General features: G+C 63.5%; 29 protein-coding genes and 1 pseudogene. 13 read left to right on the top strand and 17 right to left on the bottom strand.

Annotated elements, in window-relative coordinates; translation table 11 throughout:
* Window positions 1-597: ATP-dependent metallopeptidase FtsH/Yme1/Tma family protein (locus ACR65W_RS17475; RefSeq protein WP_434500410.1), on the bottom strand; the 597-nt coding region annotated here is incomplete at its 3' end.
* Between the two features lie 172 nt (window positions 598-769).
* Here ACR65W_RS17475 and ACR65W_RS17470 point away from each other — a divergent pair.
* Entirely contained in the window at window positions 770-2,236 is a 1,467-nt protein-coding gene (locus ACR65W_RS17470) for a helix-turn-helix domain-containing protein (RefSeq protein WP_434500411.1), read from the top strand.
* Window positions 2,237-2,659: 423 nt separating this feature from the next.
* Here the strand turns inward: ACR65W_RS17470 and ACR65W_RS17465 are convergent, their stop codons facing one another.
* The 4 genes from ACR65W_RS17465 to ACR65W_RS17450 form a co-directional block, all read right to left on the bottom strand.
* Complete coding sequence (locus tag ACR65W_RS17465) at window positions 2,660-3,319, bottom strand: acyl-homoserine-lactone synthase (protein WP_434500412.1); 660 nt, start codon at window positions 3,317-3,319, stop codon at window positions 2,660-2,662.
* Window positions 3,316-4,131 (bottom strand): autoinducer binding domain-containing protein, encoded by an 816-nt coding sequence (locus ACR65W_RS17460; protein WP_434500413.1) that lies wholly within the window; start codon window positions 4,129-4,131, stop codon window positions 3,316-3,318. The genes ACR65W_RS17465 and ACR65W_RS17460 overlap by 4 nt, the downstream gene beginning before the upstream one ends.
* A gap of 167 nt (window positions 4,132-4,298) precedes the next feature.
* Window positions 4,299-5,234 (bottom strand): outer membrane protein, encoded by a 936-nt coding sequence (locus ACR65W_RS17455; protein ID WP_434500414.1) that lies wholly within the window; start codon window positions 5,232-5,234, stop codon window positions 4,299-4,301.
* Between the two features lie 312 nt (window positions 5,235-5,546).
* Entirely contained in the window at window positions 5,547-6,098 is a 552-nt protein-coding gene (locus tag ACR65W_RS17450; protein ID WP_434500416.1) for a PAS domain-containing protein, read from the bottom strand.
* A 347-nt stretch (window positions 6,099-6,445) separates the two neighbouring features.
* Between ACR65W_RS17450 and ACR65W_RS17445 the strand changes: the two genes are divergently transcribed.
* Together ACR65W_RS17445 and ACR65W_RS17440 are read left to right on the top strand one after the other, a co-directional pair.
* Complete coding sequence (locus ACR65W_RS17445; RefSeq protein WP_434500417.1) at window positions 6,446-7,153, top strand: rhomboid family intramembrane serine protease; 708 nt, start codon at window positions 6,446-6,448, stop codon at window positions 7,151-7,153.
* A 50-nt stretch (window positions 7,154-7,203) separates the two neighbouring features.
* Entirely contained in the window at window positions 7,204-7,635 is a 432-nt protein-coding gene (locus ACR65W_RS17440) for a CBS domain-containing protein (protein ID WP_434500418.1), read from the top strand.
* Here ACR65W_RS17440 and ACR65W_RS17435 read toward each other — a convergent pair.
* The 3 genes from ACR65W_RS17435 to folE form a co-directional block, all read right to left on the bottom strand.
* Window positions 7,632-8,687 carry a patatin-like phospholipase family protein gene (locus ACR65W_RS17435; protein ID WP_434500419.1) on the bottom strand — a complete coding sequence of 352 codons (1,056 nt, stop codon included), beginning with the start codon at window positions 8,685-8,687 and terminating at the stop codon, window positions 7,632-7,634. The genes ACR65W_RS17440 and ACR65W_RS17435 overlap by 4 nt on opposite strands.
* Window positions 8,688-8,802: 115 nt before the next feature.
* Window positions 8,803-9,192 carry a phosphoribosyl-AMP cyclohydrolase gene (gene hisI / locus ACR65W_RS17430; protein ID WP_434500420.1) on the bottom strand — a complete coding sequence of 130 codons (390 nt, stop codon included), beginning with the start codon at window positions 9,190-9,192 and terminating at the stop codon, window positions 8,803-8,805.
* The gene (folE, locus tag ACR65W_RS17425; RefSeq protein WP_434500421.1) at window positions 9,192-9,821 is read right to left on the bottom strand and encodes a GTP cyclohydrolase I FolE; all 630 of its coding nucleotides are present in this window, start codon (window positions 9,819-9,821) and stop codon (window positions 9,192-9,194) included. The genes hisI and folE overlap by 1 nt, the downstream gene beginning before the upstream one ends.
* Before the next feature lie 253 nt (window positions 9,822-10,074).
* On the opposite strand from folE, the gene ACR65W_RS17420 reads away from it, so the two are divergent.
* From ACR65W_RS17420 to ruvA, 4 genes are all read left to right on the top strand, one after another.
* Window positions 10,075-10,500 (top strand): iron-sulfur cluster assembly scaffold protein, encoded by a 426-nt coding sequence (locus ACR65W_RS17420; protein WP_434500422.1) that lies wholly within the window; start codon window positions 10,075-10,077, stop codon window positions 10,498-10,500.
* 76 nt (window positions 10,501-10,576) lie between these two features.
* Window positions 10,577-11,833, top strand: coding sequence for a dicarboxylate/amino acid:cation symporter (locus tag ACR65W_RS17415; RefSeq protein WP_434500423.1), 1,257 nt, complete (start codon window positions 10,577-10,579; stop codon window positions 11,831-11,833).
* Window positions 11,834-11,904: 71 nt separating this feature from the next.
* Window positions 11,905-12,408: a crossover junction endodeoxyribonuclease RuvC gene (ruvC, locus tag ACR65W_RS17410; protein ID WP_434500424.1), complete on the top strand. Its 504-nt coding sequence runs from the start codon at window positions 11,905-11,907 to the stop codon at window positions 12,406-12,408.
* Window positions 12,405-13,019: a Holliday junction branch migration protein RuvA gene (gene ruvA, locus ACR65W_RS17405; protein WP_434500425.1), complete on the top strand. Its 615-nt coding sequence runs from the start codon at window positions 12,405-12,407 to the stop codon at window positions 13,017-13,019. The genes ruvC and ruvA overlap by 4 nt, the downstream gene beginning before the upstream one ends.
* Window positions 13,020-13,028: 9 nt before the next feature.
* Here the strand turns inward: ruvA and ACR65W_RS17400 are convergent, their stop codons facing one another.
* On the bottom strand, window positions 13,029-13,613 hold the full coding sequence (locus ACR65W_RS17400) for a Uma2 family endonuclease (protein WP_434500426.1): 585 nt from the start codon (window positions 13,611-13,613) through the stop codon (window positions 13,029-13,031).
* A gap of 47 nt (window positions 13,614-13,660) precedes the next feature.
* On the opposite strand from ACR65W_RS17400, the gene ruvB reads away from it, so the two are divergent.
* Window positions 13,661-14,716 carry a Holliday junction branch migration DNA helicase RuvB gene (gene ruvB, locus ACR65W_RS17395; protein ID WP_434500427.1) on the top strand — a complete coding sequence of 352 codons (1,056 nt, stop codon included), beginning with the start codon at window positions 13,661-13,663 and terminating at the stop codon, window positions 14,714-14,716.
* Between the two features lie 205 nt (window positions 14,717-14,921).
* On the opposite strand, the gene ACR65W_RS17390 is transcribed toward ruvB, so the two are convergent.
* Both ACR65W_RS17390 and ACR65W_RS17385 read right to left on the bottom strand, forming a co-directional pair.
* The gene (locus tag ACR65W_RS17390; protein WP_434500428.1) at window positions 14,922-15,959 is read right to left on the bottom strand and encodes an MBL fold metallo-hydrolase; all 1,038 of its coding nucleotides are present in this window, start codon (window positions 15,957-15,959) and stop codon (window positions 14,922-14,924) included.
* Window positions 15,960-15,980: 21 nt separating this feature from the next.
* Window positions 15,981-16,640 carry a peroxiredoxin gene (locus ACR65W_RS17385; protein WP_434500429.1) on the bottom strand — a complete coding sequence of 220 codons (660 nt, stop codon included), beginning with the start codon at window positions 16,638-16,640 and terminating at the stop codon, window positions 15,981-15,983.
* A 174-nt stretch (window positions 16,641-16,814) separates the two neighbouring features.
* Here ACR65W_RS17385 and ybgC point away from each other — a divergent pair, with 174 nt between their 5' ends.
* Window positions 16,815-17,246 carry a tol-pal system-associated acyl-CoA thioesterase gene (gene ybgC / locus ACR65W_RS17380; protein ID WP_434500430.1) on the top strand — a complete coding sequence of 144 codons (432 nt, stop codon included), beginning with the start codon at window positions 16,815-16,817 and terminating at the stop codon, window positions 17,244-17,246.
* Between the two features lie 51 nt (window positions 17,247-17,297).
* Window positions 17,298-18,434, top strand: coding sequence for an alanine racemase (alr, locus tag ACR65W_RS17375; protein ID WP_434500431.1), 1,137 nt, complete (start codon window positions 17,298-17,300; stop codon window positions 18,432-18,434).
* A 7-nt stretch (window positions 18,435-18,441) separates the two neighbouring features.
* Here the strand turns inward: alr and ACR65W_RS17370 are convergent, their stop codons facing one another.
* The 5 genes and pseudogenes from ACR65W_RS17370 to ACR65W_RS17350 all read right to left on the bottom strand — a co-directional run bounded on the left by ACR65W_RS17370 (window position 18,442) and on the right by ACR65W_RS17350 (window position 23,049).
* Window positions 18,442-19,080, bottom strand: coding sequence for a Maf family nucleotide pyrophosphatase (locus ACR65W_RS17370; RefSeq protein WP_434500432.1), 639 nt, complete (start codon window positions 19,078-19,080; stop codon window positions 18,442-18,444).
* Between the two features lie 24 nt (window positions 19,081-19,104).
* Complete coding sequence (infA, locus tag ACR65W_RS17365) at window positions 19,105-19,323, bottom strand: translation initiation factor IF-1 (RefSeq protein WP_014890360.1); 219 nt, start codon at window positions 19,321-19,323, stop codon at window positions 19,105-19,107.
* A 170-nt stretch (window positions 19,324-19,493) separates the two neighbouring features.
* Window positions 19,494-19,882 (bottom strand): annotated as a pseudogene (locus ACR65W_RS17360) (endonuclease domain-containing protein).
* Window positions 19,883-19,954: 72 nt separating this feature from the next.
* Window positions 19,955-22,519, bottom strand: a complete 2,565-nt coding sequence (gene uvrB / locus ACR65W_RS17355) for an excinuclease ABC subunit UvrB (RefSeq protein ID WP_434500433.1) — start codon at window positions 22,517-22,519, stop codon at window positions 19,955-19,957.
* Between the two features lie 92 nt (window positions 22,520-22,611).
* Window positions 22,612-23,049 carry an endonuclease domain-containing protein gene (locus tag ACR65W_RS17350; protein WP_434500434.1) on the bottom strand — a complete coding sequence of 146 codons (438 nt, stop codon included), beginning with the start codon at window positions 23,047-23,049 and terminating at the stop codon, window positions 22,612-22,614.
* Between the two features lie 264 nt (window positions 23,050-23,313).
* On the opposite strand from ACR65W_RS17350, the gene ACR65W_RS17345 reads away from it, so the two are divergent.
* The 3 genes from ACR65W_RS17345 (at window position 23,314) to ACR65W_RS17335 (ending at window position 24,289) form a co-directional block, all read left to right on the top strand.
* Window positions 23,314-23,520: a type II toxin-antitoxin system VapB family antitoxin gene (locus ACR65W_RS17345; protein WP_434500435.1), complete on the top strand. Its 207-nt coding sequence runs from the start codon at window positions 23,314-23,316 to the stop codon at window positions 23,518-23,520.
* The gene (vapC, locus tag ACR65W_RS17340; RefSeq protein ID WP_434500752.1) at window positions 23,517-23,912 is read left to right on the top strand and encodes a type II toxin-antitoxin system VapC family toxin; all 396 of its coding nucleotides are present in this window, start codon (window positions 23,517-23,519) and stop codon (window positions 23,910-23,912) included. Before ACR65W_RS17345 ends, vapC begins: the two co-directional genes overlap by 4 nt.
* A 107-nt stretch (window positions 23,913-24,019) precedes the next feature.
* Entirely contained in the window at window positions 24,020-24,289 is a 270-nt protein-coding gene (locus ACR65W_RS17335) for a hypothetical protein (protein ID WP_434500751.1), read from the top strand.
* Between the two features lie 4 nt (window positions 24,290-24,293).
* Here the strand turns inward: ACR65W_RS17335 and ACR65W_RS17330 are convergent, their stop codons facing one another.
* Window positions 24,294-26,213, bottom strand: a complete 1,920-nt coding sequence (locus ACR65W_RS17330) for an ABCB family ABC transporter ATP-binding protein/permease (protein ID WP_434500750.1) — start codon at window positions 26,211-26,213, stop codon at window positions 24,294-24,296.
* Window positions 26,214-26,262 lie beyond the last annotated feature (49 nt).

Raw genomic sequence — 26,262 nt, 5'->3', positions numbered from 1 at the left:
GGGCGGTCCAACGAGCAGCACGCCGCGCGGGATGCGCCCGCCGAGCCGCTGGAACTTCTGCGGATCGCGCAGGAATTCGACGATCTCCTGCAGATCCTCCTTGGCTTCGTCGACGCCGGCGACGTCCTCGAAGGTGACGCGCCCTTGCGTCTCCGTCAGCAGTTTCGCTTTCGATTTGCCAAAGCCCATCGCGCGGCCGCCTGCCCCGCCCTGCATCTGCCGCGCCATGTAAATCCAGACGGCGATGAAGAGCAGCAGCGGCAGCCCGTTGACGAGAAGAGTCGAGAGCCAACCTGGACTGTCGTTCGCGGGCTTGGCGCTGATCTGCACCTTCTTCGACTCAAGCTTCTGCACGAGGCCGGGATCGCTCGGCGCGTAGGTCGTGAAGGAACGGTTGTCGTTAAAGTGGCCGGAAATCTCATTGCCGGACATCATCACGTCATGGACGCGGCCTTCGTCGATCTGCACCAGCAGCTCGCTGAAGGTGATCTCGCGAGCCGGCGTGCGGGTCTGCTGATGCTGGAACAGCCCGAAAAGCAACGCGCCGACTGCGACGAACAGGACCCAAGGCAAATATTTCTTCCAATTCGCCTTCATTTTTCACCTCCATGACGAGAGCCGCGGCGGGCCGGGCGTCGTCGTCAATATGTATGCATCCCCCGCCGGAGCCAAAGATGCCTCGACGAGCGCAGGATGAGATTAGAAGTAATCTAGGTCAGGATGGCGCAATAGCCAAACAGGCTTCATAATTCGCCAAAGGTTGGGGCGGATGCGTAAGATCGTCATCGTCGGCCTAAATGAATGCCTAGGCTCGGCTTTCTCAGGATTGACGGATGTTTTGACGCTCGCGCGGCGCGCCGTCGTTGGCGCCGCCGCGCCCACTGAAAGCGCTGAAGATCCTTTCTATGTGGTTACGGCAAGCGCGGACGGCGAGTCGATCCGCGATCGCGCGGGGGCAAGCTTCCCCATCGCCGCGTCCTTCGAGGCTATTACGAGCTGCGACGCGATCATCGTGCCGAGTTTCTGGCCCGATGAGGACGAAAAGCCGCCGGACATGTCGCGCTTTGGCGCGGCGGCCGCCTGGCTACGCCGCCACCATGCGCGCGGCGCGCTCATCGCAGGCTGTGGATCTGGCGCTTTTCTTCTCGGCGAGGCGGGTCTCCTCGATGGCCGCCGCTGCACGACGAGCTGGCGGCATCATGAGGAGCTGAAGCAGCGGTACGCCCGAATCGACGCCGCCTGGGGCGCGCGGCTCATCGAGGACCGTCGCGTGGTCACCTCCGCCGGCCCCCTGTCGTGGATCGACGTCGCTCTGCATGTCGTTCGTGCGCTTTGCGGGGTTGAAGCGGCGCGGATCGCGGCGGAGTTCACCCTGGGCGAGACCGCGCCCATCAAAGGCGCGCAGCGCGGCCCGACCGTCTATAACGCAGCGGCGCTGAACGAAGGCGCCGGCGCCTTTCTGGCTGACGCCGAGCGCATCATCCGGCAGTCCGATTCGGCAATGAGCGCTCAGGAGCTCGCACGGGCTCTTTCGACGTCCGAGCGGACGCTGCATCGCAGGCTCAAACTGGCCTCCGGAGAGTCGCCCAAGACATTCATTGATCGGATACGCGTCGAGACCGCGCGCATGTTGCTGGAAACCAGCGCCAAGCCAGTCAAGGAGCTCGCCTCCAGCGCCGGCTTCGCCGACGAGGCGAGTTTTCGGCGCGCGTTCCGGCGTTTCACCGGCATGGCGCCTAGCGCCTATCGGGTGTGGGCGCGCGCCAGAAGCCAGAACAAAGGCCAGCTTTTCGCCTTGCGAAAGGAAGCGGAAATCATTCCGAAAATGCTGACGACCATTTTCGACGCCTGCGTCAATGGGGTCACGCTGGCGGACCCCGACCTCGAAGATTCGCCGATCATCTACGCCAATCGACCGTTTATGCGAATCACCGGCTACGGGCTCGACGAGATAATCGGACGCAACTGCCGCTTTCTTCAGGGCGAGGACCGCGACCAAGAAGGGAGACTGCGGCTGCGCGAAGCGCTCCGCAATCGAGAACAGATCGAAGTCACGCTGCGCAATTATCGCAAGGACGGCGCGCTCTTTCACAACAAGCTCAACATCACCCCGCTCTTCGACGCCGACGGCCGCCTCCTGTATTTCCTCGGCGTGCAATATGACGTCAGCGCTCACGTGCAGGCCGAATTGGAAATCGGCGACCTTAAAGCGAAGCTTATGTCCCTGACGGATTAATCGTCATTGCGGCGCACGGGGGCTGAAGCCTAGCCGACTAGTCATTGTTTAAAGCCGGATTACTGGCCGCAAGCTGAAACGACGCCGCACGCTCATGAGTAGCGCGGCACGTGCATCGCAACAGCTTTTCCCACTTGGCTTATTTTCGAGTCAGTGCGCTAATTTGTCGCGCCTGCCTCAGATGCGGCTCTTCGTTTCCACAATGGGGCAGCGATCCATAGGACAAACGCCATGAATGCGATCTCAGCGATTCTCTCGATTTTCGCCGCCGCCGCCGCCATCACGCTTGCGATCACCGCATTCGTGAACGCCTGACCGTCGCGCCCAATCTAAGAAGCGTCGCTCGCCGCCCCGCGGCGAGACGCCGACGCCCTCCATTTTGTATTCCCTCTCGGATAGCTCGCCGGCGAGAGATCGTTTTGCTCATGACCGGCAGCAGCCCGTTCGGCGCAGCCTTTCCAGATCGGCAAGATTGATCGGCGGCGCCGTGGCGTCGCCCGCGAGACTTTTGAACGGCGCGTTCATCGCAGCGCCGAACTCATAAAGCACGGCAAACATATCGGCGCCGTCGATGCGCATCGGCGGCGCTAATGTTTCACCGGCGCAGCCGCGATGCGACAGCAGGCGATGCATCGACCTGTCAAAAACGCCGATCATATGCGTCAGAGCGGCGGTCTCGGCGATCGCATTTAGCGCGACGCCGAGTTGACCAATCGTGCGATCGATGGCGGCCTCCGTCGCGCGAGCATCTCCGACAGCGTGGAGCGTCAAACGACTTGCTTCCCAAATCAGCGGGCTTTCGACGCGTAACCCATCCGGCAACCCCCCTGCGAAAGCGGCGCTCAACATCGTGACGCCGGCGGTCGGCAGCAACCTCAGCGCTCCCGCGACGCATTCCATGTCGTCGAGCGCAAGGACGTAGAGCGGATCCAGCGAATCAAAATAATCGACGACCGACAGCCGATGGACGGCGCCGGACGGGTGACTGACATGCGCGCGAGCAGATGCGAGACGCAGGCCATACATCTCATCCATGAGTCGGGGGAAGAGCGCGCGCGATTCGCCGGGCAGCAGCGCGATCATCGCTCCCGCCGATTGATTGAAGGAAAGTCAGCGGGAATCGACTCGATCACGGAACGAAGCCGTTCGACGCCGACGCGGATGAGCCCTATCCGGCAGGCCTCCTCGACGGCATTATCGACCGAGGCGGCGCGAAGCCGGGCGCGCGCCGTTTCGAGCCAGAAGCGCACGGTGGTTGGAGCAGCGCCAAGCGCGACCCCGATCTCATGATCGCTGGCTCCTTGGGCCTTAAGGCGCAGGCACGCGAGCTCCCGATCCGACAACCGCATTTCGACGTGGGGTTCGACGGCAAGGGCGCCTCGCACGCTGGCGTGAAAGATCGCGCTCATAACCATGAGCCGGCGAATCAGGGCGCGGCGCCGCGGCGGCGGGGATGAAGCGTCCTCAGCGCAGCAGACGCTAAACAGCCCATATTCGCCGCTTCGGCCGCGCAGGGGAATGGAGAAGCCATTGGCGCCGAGGTCGAACTCCAGCACTTCGCCCAGGAGTTTTTCAACCACCGGATCGTCGCGATCCAGCAGGCGCCAATCGACTGGCGTTATTCCCCCGAACCCCGCGCGTACGACGGGCTCGAGGTCGACACGGCGCGCCTGGGCATAGGATTTTCGCCACGAGGCGGCGTGAATGGCGGACAGCAGCGGGCGGTCGGCGCGGCGGGTCGGCAGGTTGAAGGCGACATACCCGACATGAGAGACGCCCGCCGCCTGCAAGACTTCATCAAGGAGCAAGACTTCATCAAGGAGGTTGTAGCGGACACTCCGCCGATCGGCGCGCGCGAGCCGATCGATAAGATCGAAAACATCTTCGCGATACACGCTGAACGCCTATCGTACCGAACTCAATAAGCAATTTGATATACAGTCGCTGGCGGGCAGGCAATGCGCCGCGCGTCGAAAGGTTTTGACGAAGCCCGTCGCTCGCCGCCGGCAAAAAAGAGCCCGGCCAATCGGCCGGGCTCTCTATATCGATCGTTCAGGCTCGATCAGTATTTCGCAACAATCGGGGCAGCTCCCCAGTTGAAGTGATAGTTCACGCCGGCGCGGACGATGTTGCCGTTAAAGCGAGTCTGGGACTGCGAAACCACTCCGGCGACGAGCCTGTTCGTAAGGAACGTATTGCCGAAGGTCGCCAAGAGGCCCGCGGAGTAGCTGACATTGCCGAGATCGTAATACAGATATTCGACCTTGGCGGACCAGTTCGGCATGAACATCCACTCCAAGCCGGCGCCCGCCGTCCAGCCGACGCGCGTGTCGGAAAAGGCTCCGGACGAGAAAGCGGCGCTAGAGATACAGTTCCCCGGGAACTGAGCGCAGTCATTGTTGAACTGGGCGATGCCGGTCGACACGGAGACGCCGCCATAGGCAAGACCGCCGGTGCCGTAAACAAGCAAGGTCGGGGTGAAGAGCCAGCCGAGTCGGCCGCGAACCGTTCCGATATAGTCGAGACGCTTCGAGGTCGTGATCGCGGTTGTCAAGATTTCGCTGGCGCCGAAAAACGGAAATGCGCCAGCCGCGGTAACCGAAGTCTTGTTGCTGTTGCTGCCGGCGACGCCCTGGATGTCGGCCTCAGCGCCCGCGACAAGGCGGCCGCCCCAGAACTGCCAGTTATAGCCGATCTGGCCGCCGCCGATGAATCCGCTGGTGTTGCCCTGCGAAACGCCCGACGCGCCGAGCGCGGAAAATGTGGCATAACGGAGCCCGGGGTTCCCGGGGAAGGAGGAAATCGGAGCTGACGAGGTCCAGATGTTGTTGCTGTTGCCCCATGTCCCGCCAGCATTCAGGCCAACGTAAAAGCCGGTCCACAGCGGCGGCGGCGGCAGCGGGGGCGGCGGAGGGGCCTTGTAGCTGGGAAGATCGGCCGCCAAAGCCGAGCCCGTCAGCCCAACCACAAGAGCGGCGACGGAAAGAGCTTTTTTCATCTGAGTCCTCGTTCCTTGGAGGCGGAAAAACTTCGCCCGATTGCCTTGTTGAAACTTCAGCGATCGCTCGCCATGCATTGCACTCAATCAGTCGAGGCCGCGCACAGTCAATCCAAAAGCCCCGGATCTTGCGGGCGCTCGGTCGGAATTCCGGCTGGTGTGGCGCCGGCGCCACAACGGCGCAACGTTCAGAGCCGGATCGACTGTCTCGCCCACGATGAAGCGGCTGGTCGAAAGCCGTGGCTTCCGCAGGCGGTATACCGTCGTCCGACAGCTAGGCTCACATCGCGACTCGAGTATTGCAGCGGCCCGCTAGCCGTTGGAGGCCGCGCGGCGCGCGATCGGGCTGCGGCGCCAACCCTCTTTCGAGCGCTCCGTCCGCTTATCCTCCAGCATCCGCGCGGCGACCAGATCGAGCGGTCCCACGGGGCGAATTCCCACCCAATCAAGCCGCTGCGCGGGCGCAAGCGACCCCATTACGCGCGAACAGCTCTTGCCGAAATGGCGCAGAGGCAGAAGCAGAAGTTCGAATTCCGACGCACCCAGCGCCGTCCGGGCTTGCGCGACAAGCGGCGTTTCGGCGTCGATGACCCGGCGAATCGCCTCAGCCGCCGCCTCCTGCCGCTGCGCTGTCCACCATCCAAGGAAGAGGCGTCCCTTCTGCTCGCGCTGCCAGAGGGCGTTAACCCGAGCGCCACAGAGACGGAGCGGAAGTCGGCCCTCCGGGTCCACTTCGATGATGAATATGTCGGGCAGAATGTGGCGAATCGCGACGGGATCGATCTCCGCTCGATCCGGCGCCGTCCGTTCTCCCTTCAATCGCCCCCAATAGTCGTAAAGATCTCTGGTGACCGGCAATCTCATTCTAACTAATCCGCCCGACGCTCGCGCGCCCCCGCCCAGGATTGGGACACTCTCCCCCTCAGCGTTCCAACCTTTCCCGAAGGGAGCAGCCATCGTGCCATCGGAGCGGCGATCGCCAAAATGGCGGCGCTGACCAACGGCCAGGATTCCGTACCTACAAAAAGGCGAGAGAAAGCAACAAGCTGAACTTGACGGAAGCGATCTCGAGCGACCCGCTCGGCGCTCACGAATCAGTTTTTGCCCTCGCCGCCAGGCGCCTCAAATCGGGACGCTGGCCGACGCCGGTCGCGCTAGATTAGCATTGAGGCTGCGCGGGCCCTTGCCCAGCAAAACGGACAGGAGCGAACGTGCCCGCAAGTCGAGAACGAATTTTTAATCTCCCGACAGTGACGAAGACGCTGATCGTCGCGCTAACGGCGACGCAGCTCGTCGTCGCTTACGGTCCTTTGGAGTTCTCAAACTGGCTGCTCACGACGTTCGCCTTCATCCCGGCGCGCGTGACGCTTGAAGGCGGCGCCGAATACGCCACCCTGCTGACCTACTTTTTTTTGCACGGCGATTGGACGCATCTCATCGTGAATGCGTTAGCGCTTGCAGCATTCGGCACGCCGGTCGAACGTCGTTTCGGTTCGGCCCGCTACCTCCTCTTTCTCGCCGCAAGCGCGTTCGCAGGCGCGTTGTTGTTTCTTGCGCTGCACCCTTACGAAATCGCCCCTGTCGTGGGCGCATCAGGCGCAATCTCTGGAACAATGGGGGCAATTGTGCGTTTCGCATTTACGCCAGGTGCGCGGCTGGCGGACAACAGGCGCAGCCCCCGAACGCCATACGACGAGGAATCGCATTTCACTTCGCTGTCGCAACTGCCATTGAACCGACAGGCGATGTTTTTCCTTGTCGCATGGTTAGCGGTGAACCTGCTTCTTGGCGTCTTTCCGCAGGCGGTCGGCGTGTCGAGCGCGATCGCTTGGGAAGCGCACGTCGGAGGGTTTTTGTTCGGCCTGCTCTTTTTCAACTTCTTCGATCGCGCGGGTCGGCATGCCCTGAGTTCGCAGTAACGCTCTTCGGCTGGCAAGGGAGGCCGATCAAGAGCGAAAAGGAGGGCCAGATGACGATCTCGAACATACTCGCGGAGAAAGGAAGAGAAGTGGTGACTGCGAGCGCCGACACGACGCTGCAAGAGGCGGCTCAGCTCATGATGCGCTATCGAATCGGCGCGCTCGTCATTCTCGATAACAGCGGCCGACTGGCTGGACTGATCGCCGAGCGCGATATCGTTTCAGCGGTCGCGCTCGACGGGCCAGAGGCGCTGACGCAGCGCATATCTGCCTATATGCAGCCCAGTCCCCAGCCAGCGAGAGAAGACGACGCCGTCGAGAATACGATGCGCGTGATGACCATCGAACGGCGCCGGCATATTCCCGTGGTCCGGGAAACGCGCCTCGTGGGCCTCGTGTCGATCGGCGACGTCGTCAAATACCGCATTCGCGTCATCGAGGAAGAGCACCGATCGATGCGCGAATACATCGCCCAAGCCTAAGGACTAGACGAGGCCGGCAGCGGGATGTGGGCGAAAATGTTCGGCAGCGCGCGCTTCGTCGCCTCGCGCCCCACATGGATGAGCTGCTCCGCCTTGTGAAAGTCGAACATGCCGACCTCCTCCAAGCGCGCCGTGATCGTGGCGTCGGGCGGGTCGCCAGCCAACCGGGAACGCAGGATTCGATCCTGGATGATGTTGAAGGCGTCGATCATCGCAGTGGCGACGTTCGGCGCATCGCCCGGCTGACGATCGAAATAGCGGGGCAGGAACCGATCGACGAAGGACGCGTCGGCCTTTTCCCCGAACGGCCCGGCCTCCGCGGCGCGATGCAGCGCGGCGGGATCGTCACGGATGACGCGCGCGCGATACATCGTGTCGGCCGTGACGTTCACAGCGATCACATATTCCGCGCCGAGCGCGCGGCACACGGTGACCGGCACGGGATTGACCAGCGCGCCGTCAAAGAGCCAGCGATCGCCAATGCGCACCGGCTCGAAAACGCCGGGCAGCGCATAAGATGCGCGGATGGCAAGCGACAGGGAGCCATGCTGCAGCCACACCTCGTGGCCCGTGCCGACCTGAGTCGCCACCGCCGCGAAGGGTATGGGCAGGTCTTCGATCTCCACGCCTTCGAGCTCCTTCTCCAGAGCGGATCGCAACCGTTCGCCGGTGATGAGGCTCGCGCCGGAAAATGAGAGATCCATCAGTGTGAAGACGCGCCGCTTGGTCAGGGTGCGGGCAAAGGCTTCGATCTGATCAAGTTTGCCGGCGGCGTAGCATCCGGCGACGACGGCGCCGATCGATGTCCCCGCGATCACATCGGGCTTGATGTCATGGGCGGCGAGCTCGCGCAGCACGCCGATGTGCGACCAGCCGCGCGCCGCGCCTGCGCCGAGCGCCAGTCCGATCGTCGGCTGACCGCGTCTTTGCTGCTTGGCCTCGGTATCCGCCTTGCGAACGAGGGTCGTCGGAGGCGCTTGTGGTTCGTCCGTCATCGCGCTGGCCGCATTGGCATCGAGAAGTTGGGGGTTGCGTGAGCGTAGCGACAACATGCGGGCCCTTCTGCGCCGCTGTCGCCGTCGTGGTCAGCGGCACAAGATATATTTGGAGACCAGCCTGCGCTTCGGAAGGTGGCCTTCAGGTTAACTTTCCGCCAAGTAATGGCGCCTACGCGCCATCGGCGGAGAAAACCAGCGCGCCATCGTCGCCGAGCGCCCGATAAAAGCAGGACTTCCTCCCCGTATGGCAAGCCTTGCCGTCGCCGCCGACTTCGACCTCGAGCAGCACGGCGTCCTGATCGCAGTCGACGCGCAGCGAGAGCACCTTTTGCGTCTGACCCGACGTTTCGCCTTTGCGCCAGAGCGAGCGCCGCGACCGCGACCAATAATGGGCGAAACCCGTCTCGATGGTCTTTTCGAGCGCGAGTGCGTTCATATAGGCGACCATCAGCACGTCGCGCGTCGCCGCCTCCGTGGTGACGCAGACGATGAGGCCGTTCGCGTCGAATTTCGGCGCGAAAACGCTCCCCTCCTCCACCTCTCTGGACGCCTGCGACATCACCGCGCCCCGCGCAGCAGCGTATAGAAACGCGCCTGCTCGGCCGGATCGTCACGGAAAACGCCGGAAAACTGCATGGTGACCGTGGACGATCCCTGCTTCATCACGCCGCGCATCGACATGCACATATGTTCCGCCTCGACCATCACGGCGACCCCGCGCGGCGCGAGCGCTTCGTCGATCGCCGCCGCGATCTGCGCCGTCATCGCCTCCTGAGTTTGGAGGCGACGGGCAAAAATCTCGACAAGCCGGGCAAGCTTCGACAGACCGACCACCCCGCCCGCCGGATAATAGGCGATGTGCGTCTTTCCAACGAAGGGCACGACGTGGTGCTCGCAATGCGAGGTGAAGGGAATGTCGCGAACGAGCACGAGATCGTCGTAGCCTTCAACCTCCTCGAAGACTTTCGACAGGACCTCGTCGGCGCTCTCCCGATAGCCGCTGAAGAACTCTTCATAGGCTTTGACGACGCGACGCGGGGTGTCGCGCAGCCCCTCGCGGTCCGGATCGTCTCCCGCCCAGCGCAACAGGGTGCGCACGGCGGCTTCGGCTTCATCGCGGGAGGGGCGTTCGACGGTTTTCACCGTTTCGAGCGAAGAAAAGGGACAGGTCTTAACCACGTCATCCATGTGGCGCCTCCAACTGACTAACGCCGCCCGCCCTCAAAAAAGCGTCGGCCGCCTCGCGCCTAGCACGAAACGTGCAAGGCGCCACTCAAATCGTCGCCCTCTCCAGATGGTTCGAGATCACGCGAGAATTCGAGACTAACGAGGGCCGCTGACGGCCCCGGCGCGACCCGCCGCTTTCGCGAGGACGCGCAAAATCCTATATAGAGATTTACCAAGGCGATGGTAAGGCCTTGGCTTGGATGCACCGGCGGCGATGCTCGACAACATTTACAATCAACGCATTCTGGAGCTTGCCGGAAACATTCCGCGCATCGGCCGGCTGCCGCGCCCGGACGCGACCGCCTCGGCCTATTCCAAACTCTGCGGCTCGACGATCACCGTCGATTTGAGGCTGGAAGACGGGAAAGTGGCCGACTATGCGCATGAGCTGAAGGCTTGCGCGCTCGGCCAGGCGTCGGCCTCGATCATGGCGCGCAATGTGGTCGGCTCCACGCCGCAGGAGCTGCGCGAGGCGCGCGACGCGCTGCGCCGAATGCTCAAGGAGAACGGCCCCCCGCCATCAGGCAAATGGGCCGACCTCGCGGTGCTGGAGCCGGTGCGCGACTACAAGGCCCGACACGGCTCGACGATGCTGGCGTTTGACGCTGTCGCGGACGCGGTGACGAAAGCGGAGGCTTGATCGCAAGCCGAAGAGGGCGGAAAAGCTCTCATGTCGCCTCGACACACACTCTATTGCCAAAACAAGGTCGTCCCAGTTGATCTCACAAGATGCGGAACGGACGACCGGCCGCCAGAGCGTCCTCGGCTGGTGGCGCGCGACGCCCCTTTACCTGCGCATTCTGGGGGCCGTGGCGCTGGGGCTTATCGTTGGCGTCACGCTTGGCGACCAGGCGGCGGCGCTCGAAATTCCCGCGAAGCTCGTTCTGCGGCTGCTGGGGGCGCTTGCCCCTCCGCTGATCCTGCTGGCGATCATGCAGGCGCTGATGCGCGCGCATCTTGGCGGCCGGAAGGCGCTGCGGCTGGTGACGCTGCTGTTGACCAACACGCTGGTGGCGATCGGCATCGGCCTCCTTGTCGCCAATGTCCTTCAACCCGGTTCCTGGTCGAACCCCGCGCCGGCGCACCCGCCCGCCAAGGCTGCCGCCGGCGCCGATCCTCTCGCGCAATTCCTGGACAGCGTGCCCAAAAGCATCGGCGGGCCATTTTCAGACAATGGCGCGGTGATGGGCGTCATCTTCATCGCGGTGGCGCTCGGCGTCGCGCTGAGAAGCCTGCGGCATCATGAGGTGCGCACCGTCGAAGACCTCGTTCACGTGGCGCTGACCAGCCTGATTACGATTCTGCACTGGATCATCGATCTGGTGCCGCTGGCCGTGTTCGGCATCGTCGCCAGCATCGTCGGCGTGAAGGGCTTTGCCGATTTTCTCGCATTGGGGGGCTTCGTCGTCGCCGTGCTCGCGGCGCTGACATTGCAAGCCGGCTACTACCTCATTCGCGTGCGGCTGGGCTCCTGGGTGCGCCCACTCGAACTGCTGCGGGGCGTGCGCGATGCTTTGGTCATGGCGTTTTCGACCGGCAGCTCCACGGCCACGATGCCTGTGACCTATGCGCGCCTGCGCGAAAATGTCGGTCTGCGCGAGGAGTCCGCCAGCATGGGCGCGCTCGTCGGCGCGAACTTCAATAATGACGGCACGGCGCTCTATGAAGCCATGTCGGCGTTGTTCGTCGCGCAATTGCTCGGCATGCATTTGACGCTCAGCCAGCAATTCATCGTCGTGGTGACGTCCGTCGTCGCATCCGTGGGCGCAGCCGGCATTCCGGAAGCGGGTTTGGTGACGATGACCATGGTCTTCAAGGCGGTGGCGCTGCCCACCGACTACATCGCCATGCTTTTCACCATCGACTGGTTCCTGGACCGCTGCCGGACAGCCATCAACGTCATGGGCGACGTAACTGTCAGCTGTCTGCTGGACGGCAAAACGCGCGAGCGGCCGGAGACACGACCGCCCTGAAGCGTCCGAGACGCCGCAAAAGACGCCGCAAGAGTCTCGCCCCAATGCCGCTTTCCGCCTACGCTCGCAGCATGACCCCTGCCCCGATTCGCATCCTCGGCATTGATCCTGGCCTGCGCAACACCGGCTGGGGCGTCATCGAGGCGCAGGGCTCGCGGTTCTCCTTCATCGCCTGCGGGCGCGTGCGCTCGGACGCGAGCCTCAACATGGGCGAGCGGCTTTCGCAGCTGCATTTGGGCCTGATGGGCGTCATCGCCGACCATGCGCCGCAGGAAGCGGCGATCGAAGAGACCTTCGTCAATCGCGATCCGCAGTCGGCCTTGAAGCTCGGACAGGCGCGCGGCGTGGCGCTGACCGCCCCCGCGCTCGCCGGCCTCGTCATCGCCGAATACGCCGCCAATCTCGTCAAGAAGACCGTCGTCGGCGCCGGCCACGCCGACAAGACGCAAGTGCAGATGATGGTGCGGGTGTTGCTGCCGGCGAGCGGAGCGACGAGCGCCGACGCCGCCGACGCTTTGGCGGTGGCGATCTGCCACGCCCAGCATCGCGGCGCGAGACTGCGGATTTCGGCATGATCGGCAAGCTCAAAGGCCTCATCGACAGCTATGGCGAGGATTTCGTCATCCTCGACGTCAACGGCGTCGGCTATGTGGTGCATTGTTCGACACGCACGCTGCAAAAGCTGCCGCGCGTCGGCGAGGCGTCCGCGCTCGCCATCGAAACGCAGGTGCGCGAAGATTCAATCCGGCTCTTCGGCTTTGCGACCGAGTCTGAGCGCGACTGGTTCCGGTTGCTGCAAACCGTGCAGGGCGTGGGCGCCAAAGTGGCGCTGGCGATCCTTTCAATTCTTCCGGCGAATGATCTTGCCTCGGCGATCGCCATGCAGGACAAGGCGACCGTCTCCCGCGCGCCGGGCGTCGGCCCGAAGCTCGCCGCGCGCATCGTCGCGGAGCTGAAGGACAAGGCCCCCGCCTTCGGCGCCGTCGACCCTGCCATCGCGCGGCTCTCCGGCGAGGAGCCCGAAGCCGCCCCGTCGGCCGCGCGCGACGCGATTTCCGCTCTGGTCAATCTCGGCTATGGGCGCCCGCAAGCGGCGGCCGCTGTAGCCGAGAGTCTCAAGCAGCTTGGCGAAGCCGCGGAGCCGAGCGCGCTGATTCGCCAAGCCCTGCGTGAACTCGCGCGCTGAACGGCGGCGCTATGCCGCGATCACGTCGCGATAGATTTCGGCGAGGCTCATTTCGAACTCTATCGCCGGGAGGCGCATGGTCTCTTCTATTGCGCCGAGTCTCGGGCGTTCGAAGAACCCGCCCTCGACGCGGTCGATGACGTCAACGGCGAGATGGTCGCGCTCGACCAGCACATAATGCTGCAGCGACGGAAGCTTTTGATAAAGCCCCCATTTTTCCCATCTGTCGCGCTGAGCGGAGCCTTTTGATACGACTTCGATGAGCACGACCGGGTCGTCGAGCGAGGTCGCGTCGGGCGATAGCGGCCCACAACGCACCATAACATCGGGAAAGCACGCAAGATCGAGCAGCCGTTGCTTCAGGTAGAACGTCTCGTCGAAAGGGCGACAGTCCGACCCGCGCCGCCGAAACTCGTTCATCAGGGCGATGGTCAGATTTTGGATGATGCGCTTGTGCTCCCACCGCGCGCCGACCATCATGCGCACGACGCGGCCGCCGATCAGCTCCCACTTCTCATCGGCGGGCTTGTCGGGCAAAAGTTCCTCGAAATCATCGAGGGACATATACTCATATTGCGAGGACGGGCGATTCACGGCGCGGCTCCGTTTGCCGCATCTTAGCACAGCGCCTGCGCCAGCGCATGGGAGCCGCCCCTTTGAACACCCCCGCGCGCCTTGTCAGCCCCGAACAGCGCCAGGACGACGCCGACGCGTCGCTTCGCCCGCTATCGCTTTCGGACTTTACGGGTCAGGAGGCGGCGCGCGCCAATCTCAAGGTCTTCATCGAGGCCGCCAAGACGCGCGGCGACGCGCTCGATCATGTGCTGCTCGTCGGTCCGCCGGGATTAGGCAAGACCACGCTGGCGCAAATCGTCGCGCGCGAGCTTGGCGTCAATTTTCGCTCCACCTCCGGCCCCGTCATCGCCAAGGCCGGCGATCTCGCGGCGCTGCTCACCAACCTCGAGCCGCGCGACGTGCTGTTCATCGACGAAATTCACCGGCTCAATCCGGCGGTGGAGGAAATCCTCTACCCGGCGATGGAGGATTTCCAGCTTGACCTGATTATCGGCGAGGGCCCGGCGGCGCGTTCGGTGAAGATCGACCTTGCGAAATTCACCCTCGTCGGCGCGACGACGCGCGCCGGCCTCCTGACGACGCCGCTGCGCGACCGCTTCGGCATTCCTGTTCGGCTGAATTTCTACACGCCGGAAGAATTGGAGCTGATCGTCAAGCGCGGCGCGCGTGTGCTGGGGATCGGCGTCGACGGCTCGGGCGCGAAAGAGATCGCCCGGCGCTCGCGCGGCACGCCGCGCATCGCCGGCCGACTTCTGCGACGCGTGCGCGACTTCGCCGTGGTGGATGGCGTGGGATCAATCACCCGCAAACTCGCCGATCACGCTCTGTCGCTCCTCGAGGTCGATTCAATCGGCCTCGACGTGATGGATCGTCGCTATCTCACTCTGGTGGCCGTCAATTTCGGCGGCGGCCCGGTCGGCATCGAGACGATCGCCGCAGCGCTGTCGGAGCCGCGCGACGCGATCGAGGACATCATCGAGCCGTTTCTTTTGCAGCAGGGTTTCTTGCAGCGCACGCCGCGCGGGCGCCTGCTGACGCCGCACGCTTTCCGTCACCTTGGCCTCGCCGAGCCGGCGCGCCCTGCCGCGCAGTTCGGATTGTTTGGCGAAGGCGAAGACTAATCGGCGCTCACGCGGTGAGCACGAAATAAATCATTGCGCCAAATAAGAGAACGGCGGCGATCTCGCCGGCATGCTCCAGCGCCTTCAGCGCGCGGCTTAGAAATTTCGAGTTCATGATGCACACTCCGTAGGAGCGTACATGGCGTCTCAAGCTACGCTTTCCAGATCCTTCGGAGGAGTCGACTCGATCGAGCCAATGTCCAAATTAGCCTACGAGCGGACCGCCCGCCTTTATCCAGGCGTCGATGCCGCCCTGGATGTGACGGGCGGACGTTAATCCCGCTTCCTGCGCGGCCTCGACCGCCATCGCCGAACGCTCGCCGAATGCGCAATAAAAAACGATGCGCTTGCCGGTGGCGACCGCCAATTCATGCAACAGGCCGCCGTCCCGGATATGCTCGTCGAGTTCGTCATAGGGCATATGCAGCGAGCCGGGGATAACGCCATGAACTTCGCGCTCGCGCGCCTCGCGCAGATCGACGAGAGCTGTTGAAGGCTGACCGAGAACGTCGAGCGCTTCTTGCGGCGTCAACGACCAGCCGCGCCGCGCGATGTCCTCCTGATGCAATCCGATGTGAATGTTCGCCGGCACCGCGACGTCCATCATTTTCGGATTGGGCAGATGCAGGCTTTCCATCAGCGCGACATATTCATCGATGGATTTAACCTGCAAACGCGGATTGAACGCCCGCTCCTCGCCAATCGTGCTGACCGTATCGCCCTTATAGTCGTGCGCAGGATAGACAAGCGTCGAGTCGGGAAGCTTCAGCAGCTTGCCGAAAAGCGACTCGTACTGCGCCCGCGCGTCGCCGTTCTGGAAATCGGTTCGGCCCGTGCCACGGATCAACAGCGTGTCGCCGGTGAACACCCGGTCGGCCATCATAAAGCTGTATGAATCGTCCGTGTGACCAGGCGTGTAGAGAACATCGAGCTCGACGCCCGGAATGCGGATGCGCTCGCCTTCGCGAACGCGCATCGACACCACGTCGGCGTTGCTGCGCTCGCCCATCACCGTGATGCAGTGCGTGCGGTCGCGGAGCGCGCCGAGGCCGGTGATATGATCGGCGTGAGTATGCGTGTCGACGGCCTTGACCAGCCGAAGATCGAGTTCGCGCATCAGCTGCAGATAGCGGTCAACCTTGTCGAGCACCGGGTCGATGATCAGCGCCTCCCCGCCGCGATTGCCGGCGAGGAGGTAGCTGTAGGTGCTGGAGACGCTATCGAACAGTTGCCGGAAGATCATCGCGCGCTTTCCTGCCGCGCATCATTTCGGTTGCGGAACAATGCGAAGATAGGGCCGCGGCGCGTTCCAGCCGTCCGGATAGATCTTCTTGGCGTCCTCGTCGGAGACCGAACCCGCGATGATGACGTCATCGCCCGGCCGCCAGTTGACGGGCGTCGCCACCTTATGTGTGGAGGTCAATTGCAGCGAGTCGATGATTCGGAGCACTTCATCGAAGTTGCGGCCGGTCGTCATCGGATAGACCATGATCAGCTTGATCTTCTTGTCTGGCCCGATGACGAAGATGTTGCGAACGGTCTGGTTGTCGGCCGGCGTCCTGACGCTGGCGTCGCCTCCCGCGCTCGCGGGCAACATTCCATAGAGCTTGGAGATGCGCAGGTCCGGGTCGCCGATCATCGGATAATTCGGCTTCGCGCCCTGAGTTTCCTCGATGTCGACCGCCCATTTGGCGTGATTGTCGACCGGATCGACGCTCAAGCCGATGATCTTGACGTTGCGTCGCTTAAATTCCGGCTCGAGTTTGGCCATGTAGCCAAGTTCGGTTGTGCAGACCGGCGTGAAATCCTTGGGATGCGAGAAAAGAATGCACCAGGAATTGCCGATCCAGTCATGAAACTTGATGTGTCCTTGCGTCGTATCGGCTTCGAAATCCGGCGCGGTGTCGCCAATCTGGAAAGACATATGGAAGCTCCTCGGTTATGGTTGCGACGCGCCTTGGCGCGCGAGCGACGCTCTTCGCCGCCTGAGAGCGTATGCCTATAAATGCGATTATTTCGCTCAGTATCAAGAACAGCCGCGTTCAAGCCAATTCCCCTCTTTGATGAAACTCCAACCTAGCCGCCAGCCGAACGCAGAATGACGACGATCGAACCATGTCAGTCCCTCTCCATTCGAGTCTACTACGAGGACACGGATTTTTCCGGACTCGTCTATCACGCCTCTTATTTGCGTTTCATGGAGCGGGCGCGCACGGAGATGTTGCGCGCGCTGGGGCTTGATCAGCGCGCGCTGCTGGCGGGCGCCGCAGGCGCGCCGATTTTTTTCGTCGTCCGGTCGATGGACGTCGACTTTCAAAAGCCCGCGACAATGGACGACCTGCTGACTGTCGAAACCGAGACTCTTGAGTTCGGCGGCGCCTCGCTCACGCTTGAGCAGCGGGTTTTGCGGCAGGCGGAACTGCTTGTCCGCGCCAAGGTCCGGATTGTGTGCGTCGAAGCCGGCCGCGCGCGCCGCCTGCCTCCCGAGGTGCGCGCGAAATTTGAACGTCTTTTGCCAAATTCAGAGTAGAATGCGGTCGCCATCTGGACGCCGCGTTTTGCGGCCTAAAATGGCGTTGAGATGGGAATCAACGAACCCGCTGCGCGCCTTCGGCCCCGGATCGAGCCTTCGGATCCGGCGGAGACCGGCGTTCTGATCGTCGATCTCGCCGCCCTCGCCGACAATTGGCGCACGATGGCGCGGCTGGCCGGCGGCGCGGAATGCGGCGCGGTGGTGAAGGCCGACGCCTATGGCTTGGGGCTCGCGCCCGCGATGCGCGCGCTGCTCTCGGCCGGCTGCCGAACCTTTTTCGTCGCCAATGTCGTCGAAGGCGAAGCGGCCCGGGCCGTCGCCAACGGCGCGACCATTTATGTGCTGGACGGGCTCGTGCCCGGCGCGGCGCCGCGGCTCGTCGCCGCCGATCTTATCCCAGCCTTGGGTTCGCTCGGCGAAATCGACGAATGGGCGGCGACGGGGCGCAAGCCCAAAGCCGCCATCCATTTTGACACGGGGATGAATCGCTTCGGAATTCCGATCAGCGAGGCGGCGCAGGCGGCGGAACGCGCGCGCCATATCGCGCCTACGCTGGTGATGAGCCATTTCGTCAGCTCGCAAATGCGCGACGCCGCCTGCAACGCCCGGCAGATCGAGGCGTTCCTCGACGCCCGGGCGCGCTTCGCCGAGATTCCCGCCTCGATGGCGAATTCCTCGGCCGTGTTCCTGCCGCAGCGCCCGCATTTCGATCTCATTCGGCCCGGCTACGCGCTCTATGGCGGCAATCCGACGCCCTATGCCGAATGTCCGGTGCGCCCGGTTGCGCGGCTGACGGCGCGCATCCTCTCGGTGCGCGACATCGAGCCGGGAATCAGCGTCGGCTATGACGCGGTCTGGTCGGCGCAAACGCGCACGCGCATCGCCACGATCGGCGTCGGTTATGCGGACGGCGTGCCGATCGGCGCCACCGGCTGCGATGGCAAACCGGCGGGCGAAGCGCTGGTTGGCGGCGTCCGCTGCCCCTTCATCGGGCGCGTCTCGATGGATTATGTCGTGCTCGATGTCTCAAAGGCGCCGCGCGAGGCCGCGCAGCGCGGCGAGTGGGTCGAGCTGCTGGGCGACGGCATTTGCCTCGAGGAAGCGGCGTCGCGCGCCGGCACCATCGGCTATGAGATTCTCACCCGGCTCGGCGCGCGATTCTCGCGACGCTATCTCGGGGCTTAGCTCAGCGTCACGCCATCGCGAACCACGGCGCGAGCACCGGATATCCCTCGCCTGCGAGGAGCGACACCGTCTCGTGCAGCGGCAGGCCGACGACGGCCGTGTAGGATCCGACGATCTTCACCAGAAACACGCCGGCGCGTCCCTGAATGGCGTAGCCGCCCGCCTTGCCGCGCCACTCGCCAGTCGAGAGATAGGCCTCAATCTCGGTCGAGCCGAGACGCTTGAATCGCAGCCGCGCCTCGACGAGACGCTTGCGCTCATAGCCGCGCGGCGTGATCAGGCTCACCGCCGAATAGACCCGATGCTGGCGTCCCGAGAGCAGCTGCAGGCACTCCTCGGCCTCCTCCCGCGTCTCGGCCTTAGGCAGGATGCGCCGGCCGACGGCGACGACGGTGTCGGCGGCGATGAGAAAGGATTCCTTCAGCTCGGGCTGCGTCGCGCGCAGCTTTACCGCAGCAGCCGCCTTTTCGCTGGCGATTCGGGCGGCGTAGGCGCGCGGCGATTCCCCGCGGTGCGGCGTCTCGTCGATGTCCGCCGGCAGCAGGGCGTCGGCGTCGAGCCCGGCCTGCTGCAACAGCGCCAGGCGCCGGGGCGAGGCGGAGGCGAGAACGAGCTTGGGACGGGCGATTGGAGGATTGGCTGTCAAGAATGTCGCTCCGCCAAAAGAAAATTACCGGAAACGATATGTTATACGCCCTTTGGTCAAATCATAAGGGGTCATCTCGACAAGCACCTTATCGCCGGTCAATACGCGGATGCGGTTCTTGCGCATCTTGCCGGCGGTATGGGCGATGATTTCGTGGTCGTTTTCGAGCTTGACGCGAAACATCGCGCTCGGCAGCAGTTCGGTGACGACGCCGGGAAATTCGAGCAGTTCTTCCTTGGCCATGTGGTTCCTTGTGAGGCGCTCTCCGCCGCGCGTTTTGCCGCGCGGCTTAGATAGCGCGTGAAATGCGAAAAACCCGCTGCCCCGGCCGGGGAGCGGACTTGGGCGCGGACCCTAGTCGAGAACGAAGGATTTGTGAACCGGGGAGTTGGGGGCGCGATTCCTTCTCCCGTTTACGGGAGAAGGTGGCCCGGCGAAGCCGGGTCGGATGAGGGCTCATCCAACACGCGCGAAATGTCATCAAGCGCCGCGCCTCCGATCACACGCTCATTCGACAAGCGCAACACACGCCACCCGTTGCTCAAGAACCAATCATCGCGCCTCTGGTCCCGCTTTCGCCGTTCGGTACTTTCGTGCGGCGGCCCGTCGAGCTCAATGATCAGGCGCTCAGACACACAGGCGAAATCCGCGATGTAAGGACCAATGGAACTTGGCGCCGAAACTTCATGCCGAGCAGCCCGCGCCCACGCAGATGTTTCCATAGAATCGCTTCCGCTATGGTCATTTCCTGACGAAGCGTGCGCGCTTGCCGGAGCCTTTCCCTTGGCGTGTCGTCACGCATTCGCGCCCTCATCCGACCCTCGCTGACGCGAGGGCCACCTTCTCCCGCAAGCGGGAGAAGGAAAAAACCGCGTCACTTCGGCTTGCCCTTCACCGTGCGCGTGCCAGGCTTGCCGCCCGAAGAACGTGGCGAGACGCGCGGCGGCGGCGTGAGCCGACCCAGAGGCCGCGCTTCGCCGCCGCCGAAATTATGCGGTCCCATGTCGGCGTCGGTCGGCTTATGGGCGCGGGTCGCGAGCTTTTCCTCTTCGTCACGGCGTATGGCGCCGCGCCCTCCCCGACCGAAGGAGGCGCGAAATTGCGGGCTCGCCTCGGCGAGCAATTCGGCGCGTTGCAGCCGCTGGATTTCATCGCGCATGCGCGCCGCCTCCTCGAAGGCGAGATCGGCCGCCGCCGCCTTCATGCGCTTTTCGAGATCGGCGATCGTCGCCGCGAGATTATGCCCCGGCGCGATGTCATAGCCGGTGTCGATGGTCACATGATCCTGCTCGGCGACCGAGCCGAGAATGTCGGCGATGCCGCGCTTGATCGACGCCGGCGTGATGTTGTTCTCGAGATTGTAGGCTTCCTGCTTGGCGCGGCGACGGTCGGTTTCGCCCATCGCGCGCTTCATCGAGCCGGTGATCTGATCGGCATAGAGGATGACGCGGCCGTCGACATTGCGCGCCGCGCGGCCGATCGTCTGCACGAGCGACGTTTCCGAGCGCAGAAAGCCTTCCTTGTCAGCGTCGAGAATGGCGACGAGGCCGCATTCGGGAATGTCGAGGCCCTCGCGCAGCAGATTGATGCCGACGAGCACGTCGAAGGCGCCGAGCCGCAGATCGCGGATGATCTCGATCCGCTCGATCGTGTCGATGTCGGAATGCATGTAGCGCACGCGCACGCCGTTCTCATGCAGATATTCGGTCAGATCTTCCGCCATGCGCTTGGTGAGCACGGTGACAAGCGAGCGATAGCCGATCTGTGCGGTCGCCCGCGCTTCGTCGAGAAGATCGTCGACCTGAGCGCGCGCCGGACGCACCTCGACGAGCGGATCGATCAATCCCGTCGGGCGAATCACCTGTTCGACGAAGACGCCGCCTGTCTGATTGAGCTCCCAGTTTCCCGGCGTCGCCGAAACCGAAACGGTCTGCGGCCGCATCGCGTCCCATTCCTCGAAGCGCAGCGGGCGATTGTCCATGCAGGACGGCAGACGGAAGCCATATTCCGCGAGCGTCGCCTTACGGCGGAAGTCGCCCTTGTACATCGCGCCGATCTGCGGAATGCTGACATGACTCTCGTCGGCGAAGACCAGCGCGTTGTCGGGAAGATATTCGAACAGCGTCGGCGGCGGCTCGCCCGGCCTGCGGCCGGTGAGATAGCGCGAATAATTCTCGACGCCGGCGCAGGAGCCGGTAGCCTCCATCATCTCGAGATCGAAGCGGGTGCGTTGCTCGAGCCGCTGCGCCTCCACCAGACGCCCGGAACGGTGCAATTCATCGAGCCGCGCGCGCAATTCTTCCTTGATCGCCTTGATCGACTGCAGCAGCGTCGGCCTCGGCGTCACATAATGCGAATTGGCGTAGACTTTGACGAATTCGAGGTCGACCGTTTTCTTGCCGGTCAGCGGATCGAATTCGGAAATCGACTCGACCTCGTCGCCGAAGAAGCTGATGCGCCAGGCGCGGTCCTCATAGTGGGCCGGGAAGATGTCGACGGTGTCGCCGCGCACGCGGAAGGTTCCGCGGGTGAAATCGGCGCCGGTGCGGCGGTAGTGCAGCGCGACGAGGTCGGTGACGAGCTGCCGCTGCTCCAGCTTCTCGCCGAGCGTCACCGAGAAGGTCATCGCCGTGTAGGTTTCGACCGATCCGATGCCGTAGATGCAGGAGACCGACGCGACGATGATGACGTCGTCGCGCTCCAGCAGCGCGCGCGTCGCGGCGTGGCGCATGCGATCGATCTGCTCGTTCACCGAGGATTCTTTCTCGATATAGGTGTCCGAGCGCGGCACATAGGCTTCGGGCTGATAGTAGTCGTAATAGGAGACGAAATATTCGACGGCGTTGTTGGGAAAGAAGCTCTTGAACTCGCCGTACAGCTGCGCGGCGAGCGTCTTGTTCGGCGCGAGAATAAGCGCCGGCCGCTGCACGCGTTCGATCACGCTCGCCATGGTGAAGGTCTTGCCGGAGCCGGTGACGCCGAGCAGCACCTGATCGCGTTCCTGCGCCGCGATGCCGTTGACCAGTTCCTCGATCGCCGCAGGTTGGTCGCCCTTGGGCGTGTATTCGGAGACGAGGTCGAACCTTACGCCGCCTTCGGACTTGGCCGGCCGCTCGGGCCGATGCGGCGTCCAGGGCTTTTGGTCGCGAATGTTCGGATCGCCAAGGCGCAGCAATTGCGCAAGACTGTCGGCGGTGGCCTCGACGCCGCCCCCGGCCTGAAACCCCTCGCCGAGCCCGTATTTCTCGATGTCTTCCTCATCGAGGCCCTGGATCGACGAGGCGTCATAGGCGGCCTGCGGCGCCTCGCCGAACCCGGGCGCGAGCGCCGGATTGAGGAGCTGCACGAGATGCGGCGCGAGCGGCGCGACCTCCGGCTTCGCCGCCTTGCCGCGCGTCGGCCGCGCCGGGTCTCTGGGCTTTCCGGGTGGTTTGGCCATGGCCGCAATATGGGTGAGACGGCGTCGGGATGGAAGCGGGAAGGCTCTACGCCCCCTCCCTGTCCCTCCCCCGCTGCGCGGGAGAGGGGACGCTAGCGATCGGCTTTAGCGAGTTCCCGATAAAACGCCGAATCTACTCCCTCTCCCGCTTCAGCGGGGGAGGGCTGGGGAGGGGGCAACCGCTCCGCCGCGCGCATCCAGACCGTTTCCAGCACGCCCTCGAATTGCTCGTAAACCTCCGCATTCGTCACACGCAAAACCGCATAGCCGTGCGCGGCGAACCAAGCGTCGCGTTTTGCATCGCGAGAGCGCTCCGCCTCGGTCGAATGAGTCGCGCCGTCGACCTCGACGACGAGCCTTGCGCCGTGACAGAGAAAATCCGCGATGTAGGGTCCGCACGGCGCCTGCCGACGGAACTGCGCCCCGGCGAGGCCGTGGCGGCGCAGCGCGCTCCAGAGTTTCCGCTCGGCGTGGGTCATCTCGCGCCGCAGTTTTCGTGCGTAAGCCGTTGTTCGGCGAGATTGCCGCATGAGCTTCGCCCCCTCCCCAACCCTCCCCCGCTAAAGCGGGAGAGGGAGTCCGACTCGGCGCCTTGTCAAGATTCCGCCAATGCCGATCGTTGGCTGACGCCCAATGTTTCGCAATCCCCCTCCCCGCTTCCCGAATCTGCTCCCTCCCCCGCGAAGCGAAGCGACGCGGGGGAGGGCTGGGGAGGGGGCTACTCAAACGCGCTCATTGCTCTTGAAGGCAGCGCCACAGGCGTAGTATGTGTACACTAATGGAGTTTTATACACATGCGCACCAATATCGTCATCGACGACAAATTGATGCAGGAAACGCTAAAGGCGACGGGCCTCAAGACCAAAAAGGAAGCCGTCGAACTCGCGCTGCGGACGCTGCTGCGCCTTCAGCGGCAAAAGCAAATCCGAAGCCTGCGCGGAAAGCTCGACTGGCGCGGCGATCTCGACGCTATGCGCACGGATAAGAAAACCGAAAAATGATCCTCGTCGATTCCAGCGTTTGGATCGACTATTTTCGTGGCGTCGCCTCGCCTCAGACCGACCGTCTGGATGAGCTGCTGGACGAGGAGTTGATCGCGATCGGCGATTTAATCTTGACCGAAGTGCTGCAAGGCTTCGATCGGGACCGCGATTTCAACCGCGCCCAGAAATTCCTGACCACACTGACGATCATAGAACTCGGCGGCAAGGAAATCGCCCTGCGCGCGGCAAAAAACTATCGCAAGCTGCGCGGTCTCGGCGTCACGCCGAGGAAAACCATCGACACGATCATCGCCACGCGCTGCATCGAAAGCGATCTGCCGCTGCTCTACAGCGACAGGGATTTCGATCCCTTCGTCGAGCGCCTCGGTTTGCGCTCGGCGATGGCGTAGCGACGCAGCGCCCGTTACTTGCGATGCTTAACGGTGACAGTTGGACAACGCCGTGGCTGCGCTATTTGCCTTGACGGGAGGCTGCGATGCGCCGAGGTCGATCGGGAATGAACAAGCTTTTCTTCGACACGCTCAAGATGAGCTTCGTCGCCAATCAGGTGATCGGCTTGCGGCTGATGAAGATCGCCACGGGCGGCGCGCGCGGCAGACGCGAGAGCAAGCTGATGGTCGTGGAAAAGATCAAAGCCGCCGCCGACGCCAGCATAGAGGCGGCGATGAGCGTCGCCGCCGGCCAGCCGCATCGCGCCGCCGACCGCGCCCTTGCGGTTTACGCCAAGCGCGTCAATCGCAATCTCTGGCGATTGTCGAAGCGCTGAGCGGCTACTCCGCTTCCTCCAATTCTTCCCGCTCCGCCTCCAGCAATTTGGCGCGCGCCTCCGCCGCCTCGCGCTGGCGGTTCCACATGCCGGCGTAATGGCCGCCAAGCGCCAGCAGCGCCTTATGCGTGCCGCGTTCGACGATGCGGCCATGATCCAGAAACAGGATTTCGTCGGCGTCAACGATGGTCGACAGGCGATGCGCGATGACGAGCGTGGTGCGGCCTTTGGCGACGCGCCTCAACGCCTCCTGAATTTCATGTTCCGTCAAGCTGTCGAGCGCCGACGTCGCTTCGTCGAGGATGAGGATCGGCGGACCTTTGAGAATTGTGCGGGCGATCGCCACGCGCTGCTTCTCGCCGCCGGAAAGCTTCAGCCCGCGCTCGCCGACCTGCGCCTCATAAGCTTCCGGCACGCTCTCGATGAAGCGGTCGATCTGCGCGAGCCGGGCCGCTTCGCGAACCTCTTCGTCGCTCGCGTCCCATCGTCCATAGCGGATGTTGTAGCCGATCGAATCGTTAAACAGCACGGTGTCCTGCGGCACCATGCCGATCGCCGCCCTCAGGCTTTCCTGCGTGACATCCAGTATGTTCTGCCCGTCGATGGCAATGCGGCCGCCTTGCGGCTCGTAGAAACGATACATCAGGCGCGAGATCGTCGATTTTCCGGCGCCGGACGGCCCGACGATCGCGATGGTTTGTCCGGGCTCGGCTTCAAAGCTCACGCCCTTGAGGATCGGCCGGTTCGGCTCGTAGTGGAACGAAACATTGTCGAAAACGATCCGCCCTTCGCGCACGACAAGCGGAGCCGCGCCGGGCGTGTCCAAGATCTCGGGGCTCTGCGCCAGAATCGAGAACATCGTCTCGATGTCGATGATCGCCTGCCGCACCTCGCGATAGAAGGTGCCCATGAAATTCAAGGGCTGCGCCAGCTGCCCCATCATCAGGTTGATCAGGACGAAATCGCCGACCGTATTGCGGCCTGCCTCGATGCCATAGACGCACATCACCATCATGGTGGTGAGTCCGATGATAAAGATCACTGTCTGGCCGGCGTTGAGCACCGCAAGCGAGACATAGGACTGCGTGCTCGCCTGCTCGTAGCGGATCATCGATTTGTCGTAGCGCTCAGCCTCACGCCTTTCCGCGCCGAAATATTTGACCGTTTCATAGTTCAGCAGGCTGTCGATCGCCTTCTGATTGGCGTCGGTGTCGCTGTCGTTCATCCTGCGCCGAATGGCGATCCGCCAGTTTGTCGCGAGCGTCGTATAGAGAAAATATCCGGCGAGAGTCGCGACCAGGACGAGCCCGTAACGCCAACCGAACTGGTAGAGAAATATGCCGAGCACCAGCGCCACCTCGAGCACTGTCGGGGCGCCCGTCGACATGATGAGACGCGACAGCGTCTCGATGCCGTTGCGCCCGCGCTCGAGCACGCGCGTCAGCCCGCCGGTTTTTCTGCCGATATGAAACCGCAGCGACAGCTCATGCATATGCACGAAGAGATCGGTCGCCAGCCGGCGTACGGCGTGCATCGCCACCGCGGCGAAAATGCCGTCGCGCAGCTGCATCAGCACGACGGTGACGATGCGCATGGCGCCCATCAGCAGCGTGAAATAGATCGCGGCGGCCGCCACCTTTCCCCAGGCGCCGACGCCGCCCTCGGCGAGCGCGTCCGTCGCCCATTTGAAGGCGTAAGGCGTCGCGGCGTTGAACAGCTTGCTGACGACGAGCAGCGCAAACACGGCGGCGACCCGAAGCTCGAGATCGCGGCGCCCGCGCGGCCAAATATAGGGCCACAAATGCCGTATCGTCTTGAAAAGAGAGGATTCCGACAATTGTTGCTCAGGAACAGGCGGAGGCGCGGCGTCGTCCGGATCGAGCGCGTGGGGATCGCTCGATTCGCCTTGATCGGGTCTAATCATATGTCTCCGAATGAATGGGCCGTCGTCGCGGCCTTTGGCGTCATGGCTG

The sequence above is a fragment of the Methylocystis sp. genome, from assembly GCF_051062815.1.
Lineage (GTDB): Bacteria > Pseudomonadota > Alphaproteobacteria > Rhizobiales > Beijerinckiaceae > Methylocystis.
Note: the sequence above shows the minus strand (reverse complement) of the source record. Positions and strands in the feature narration are given on the sequence as shown.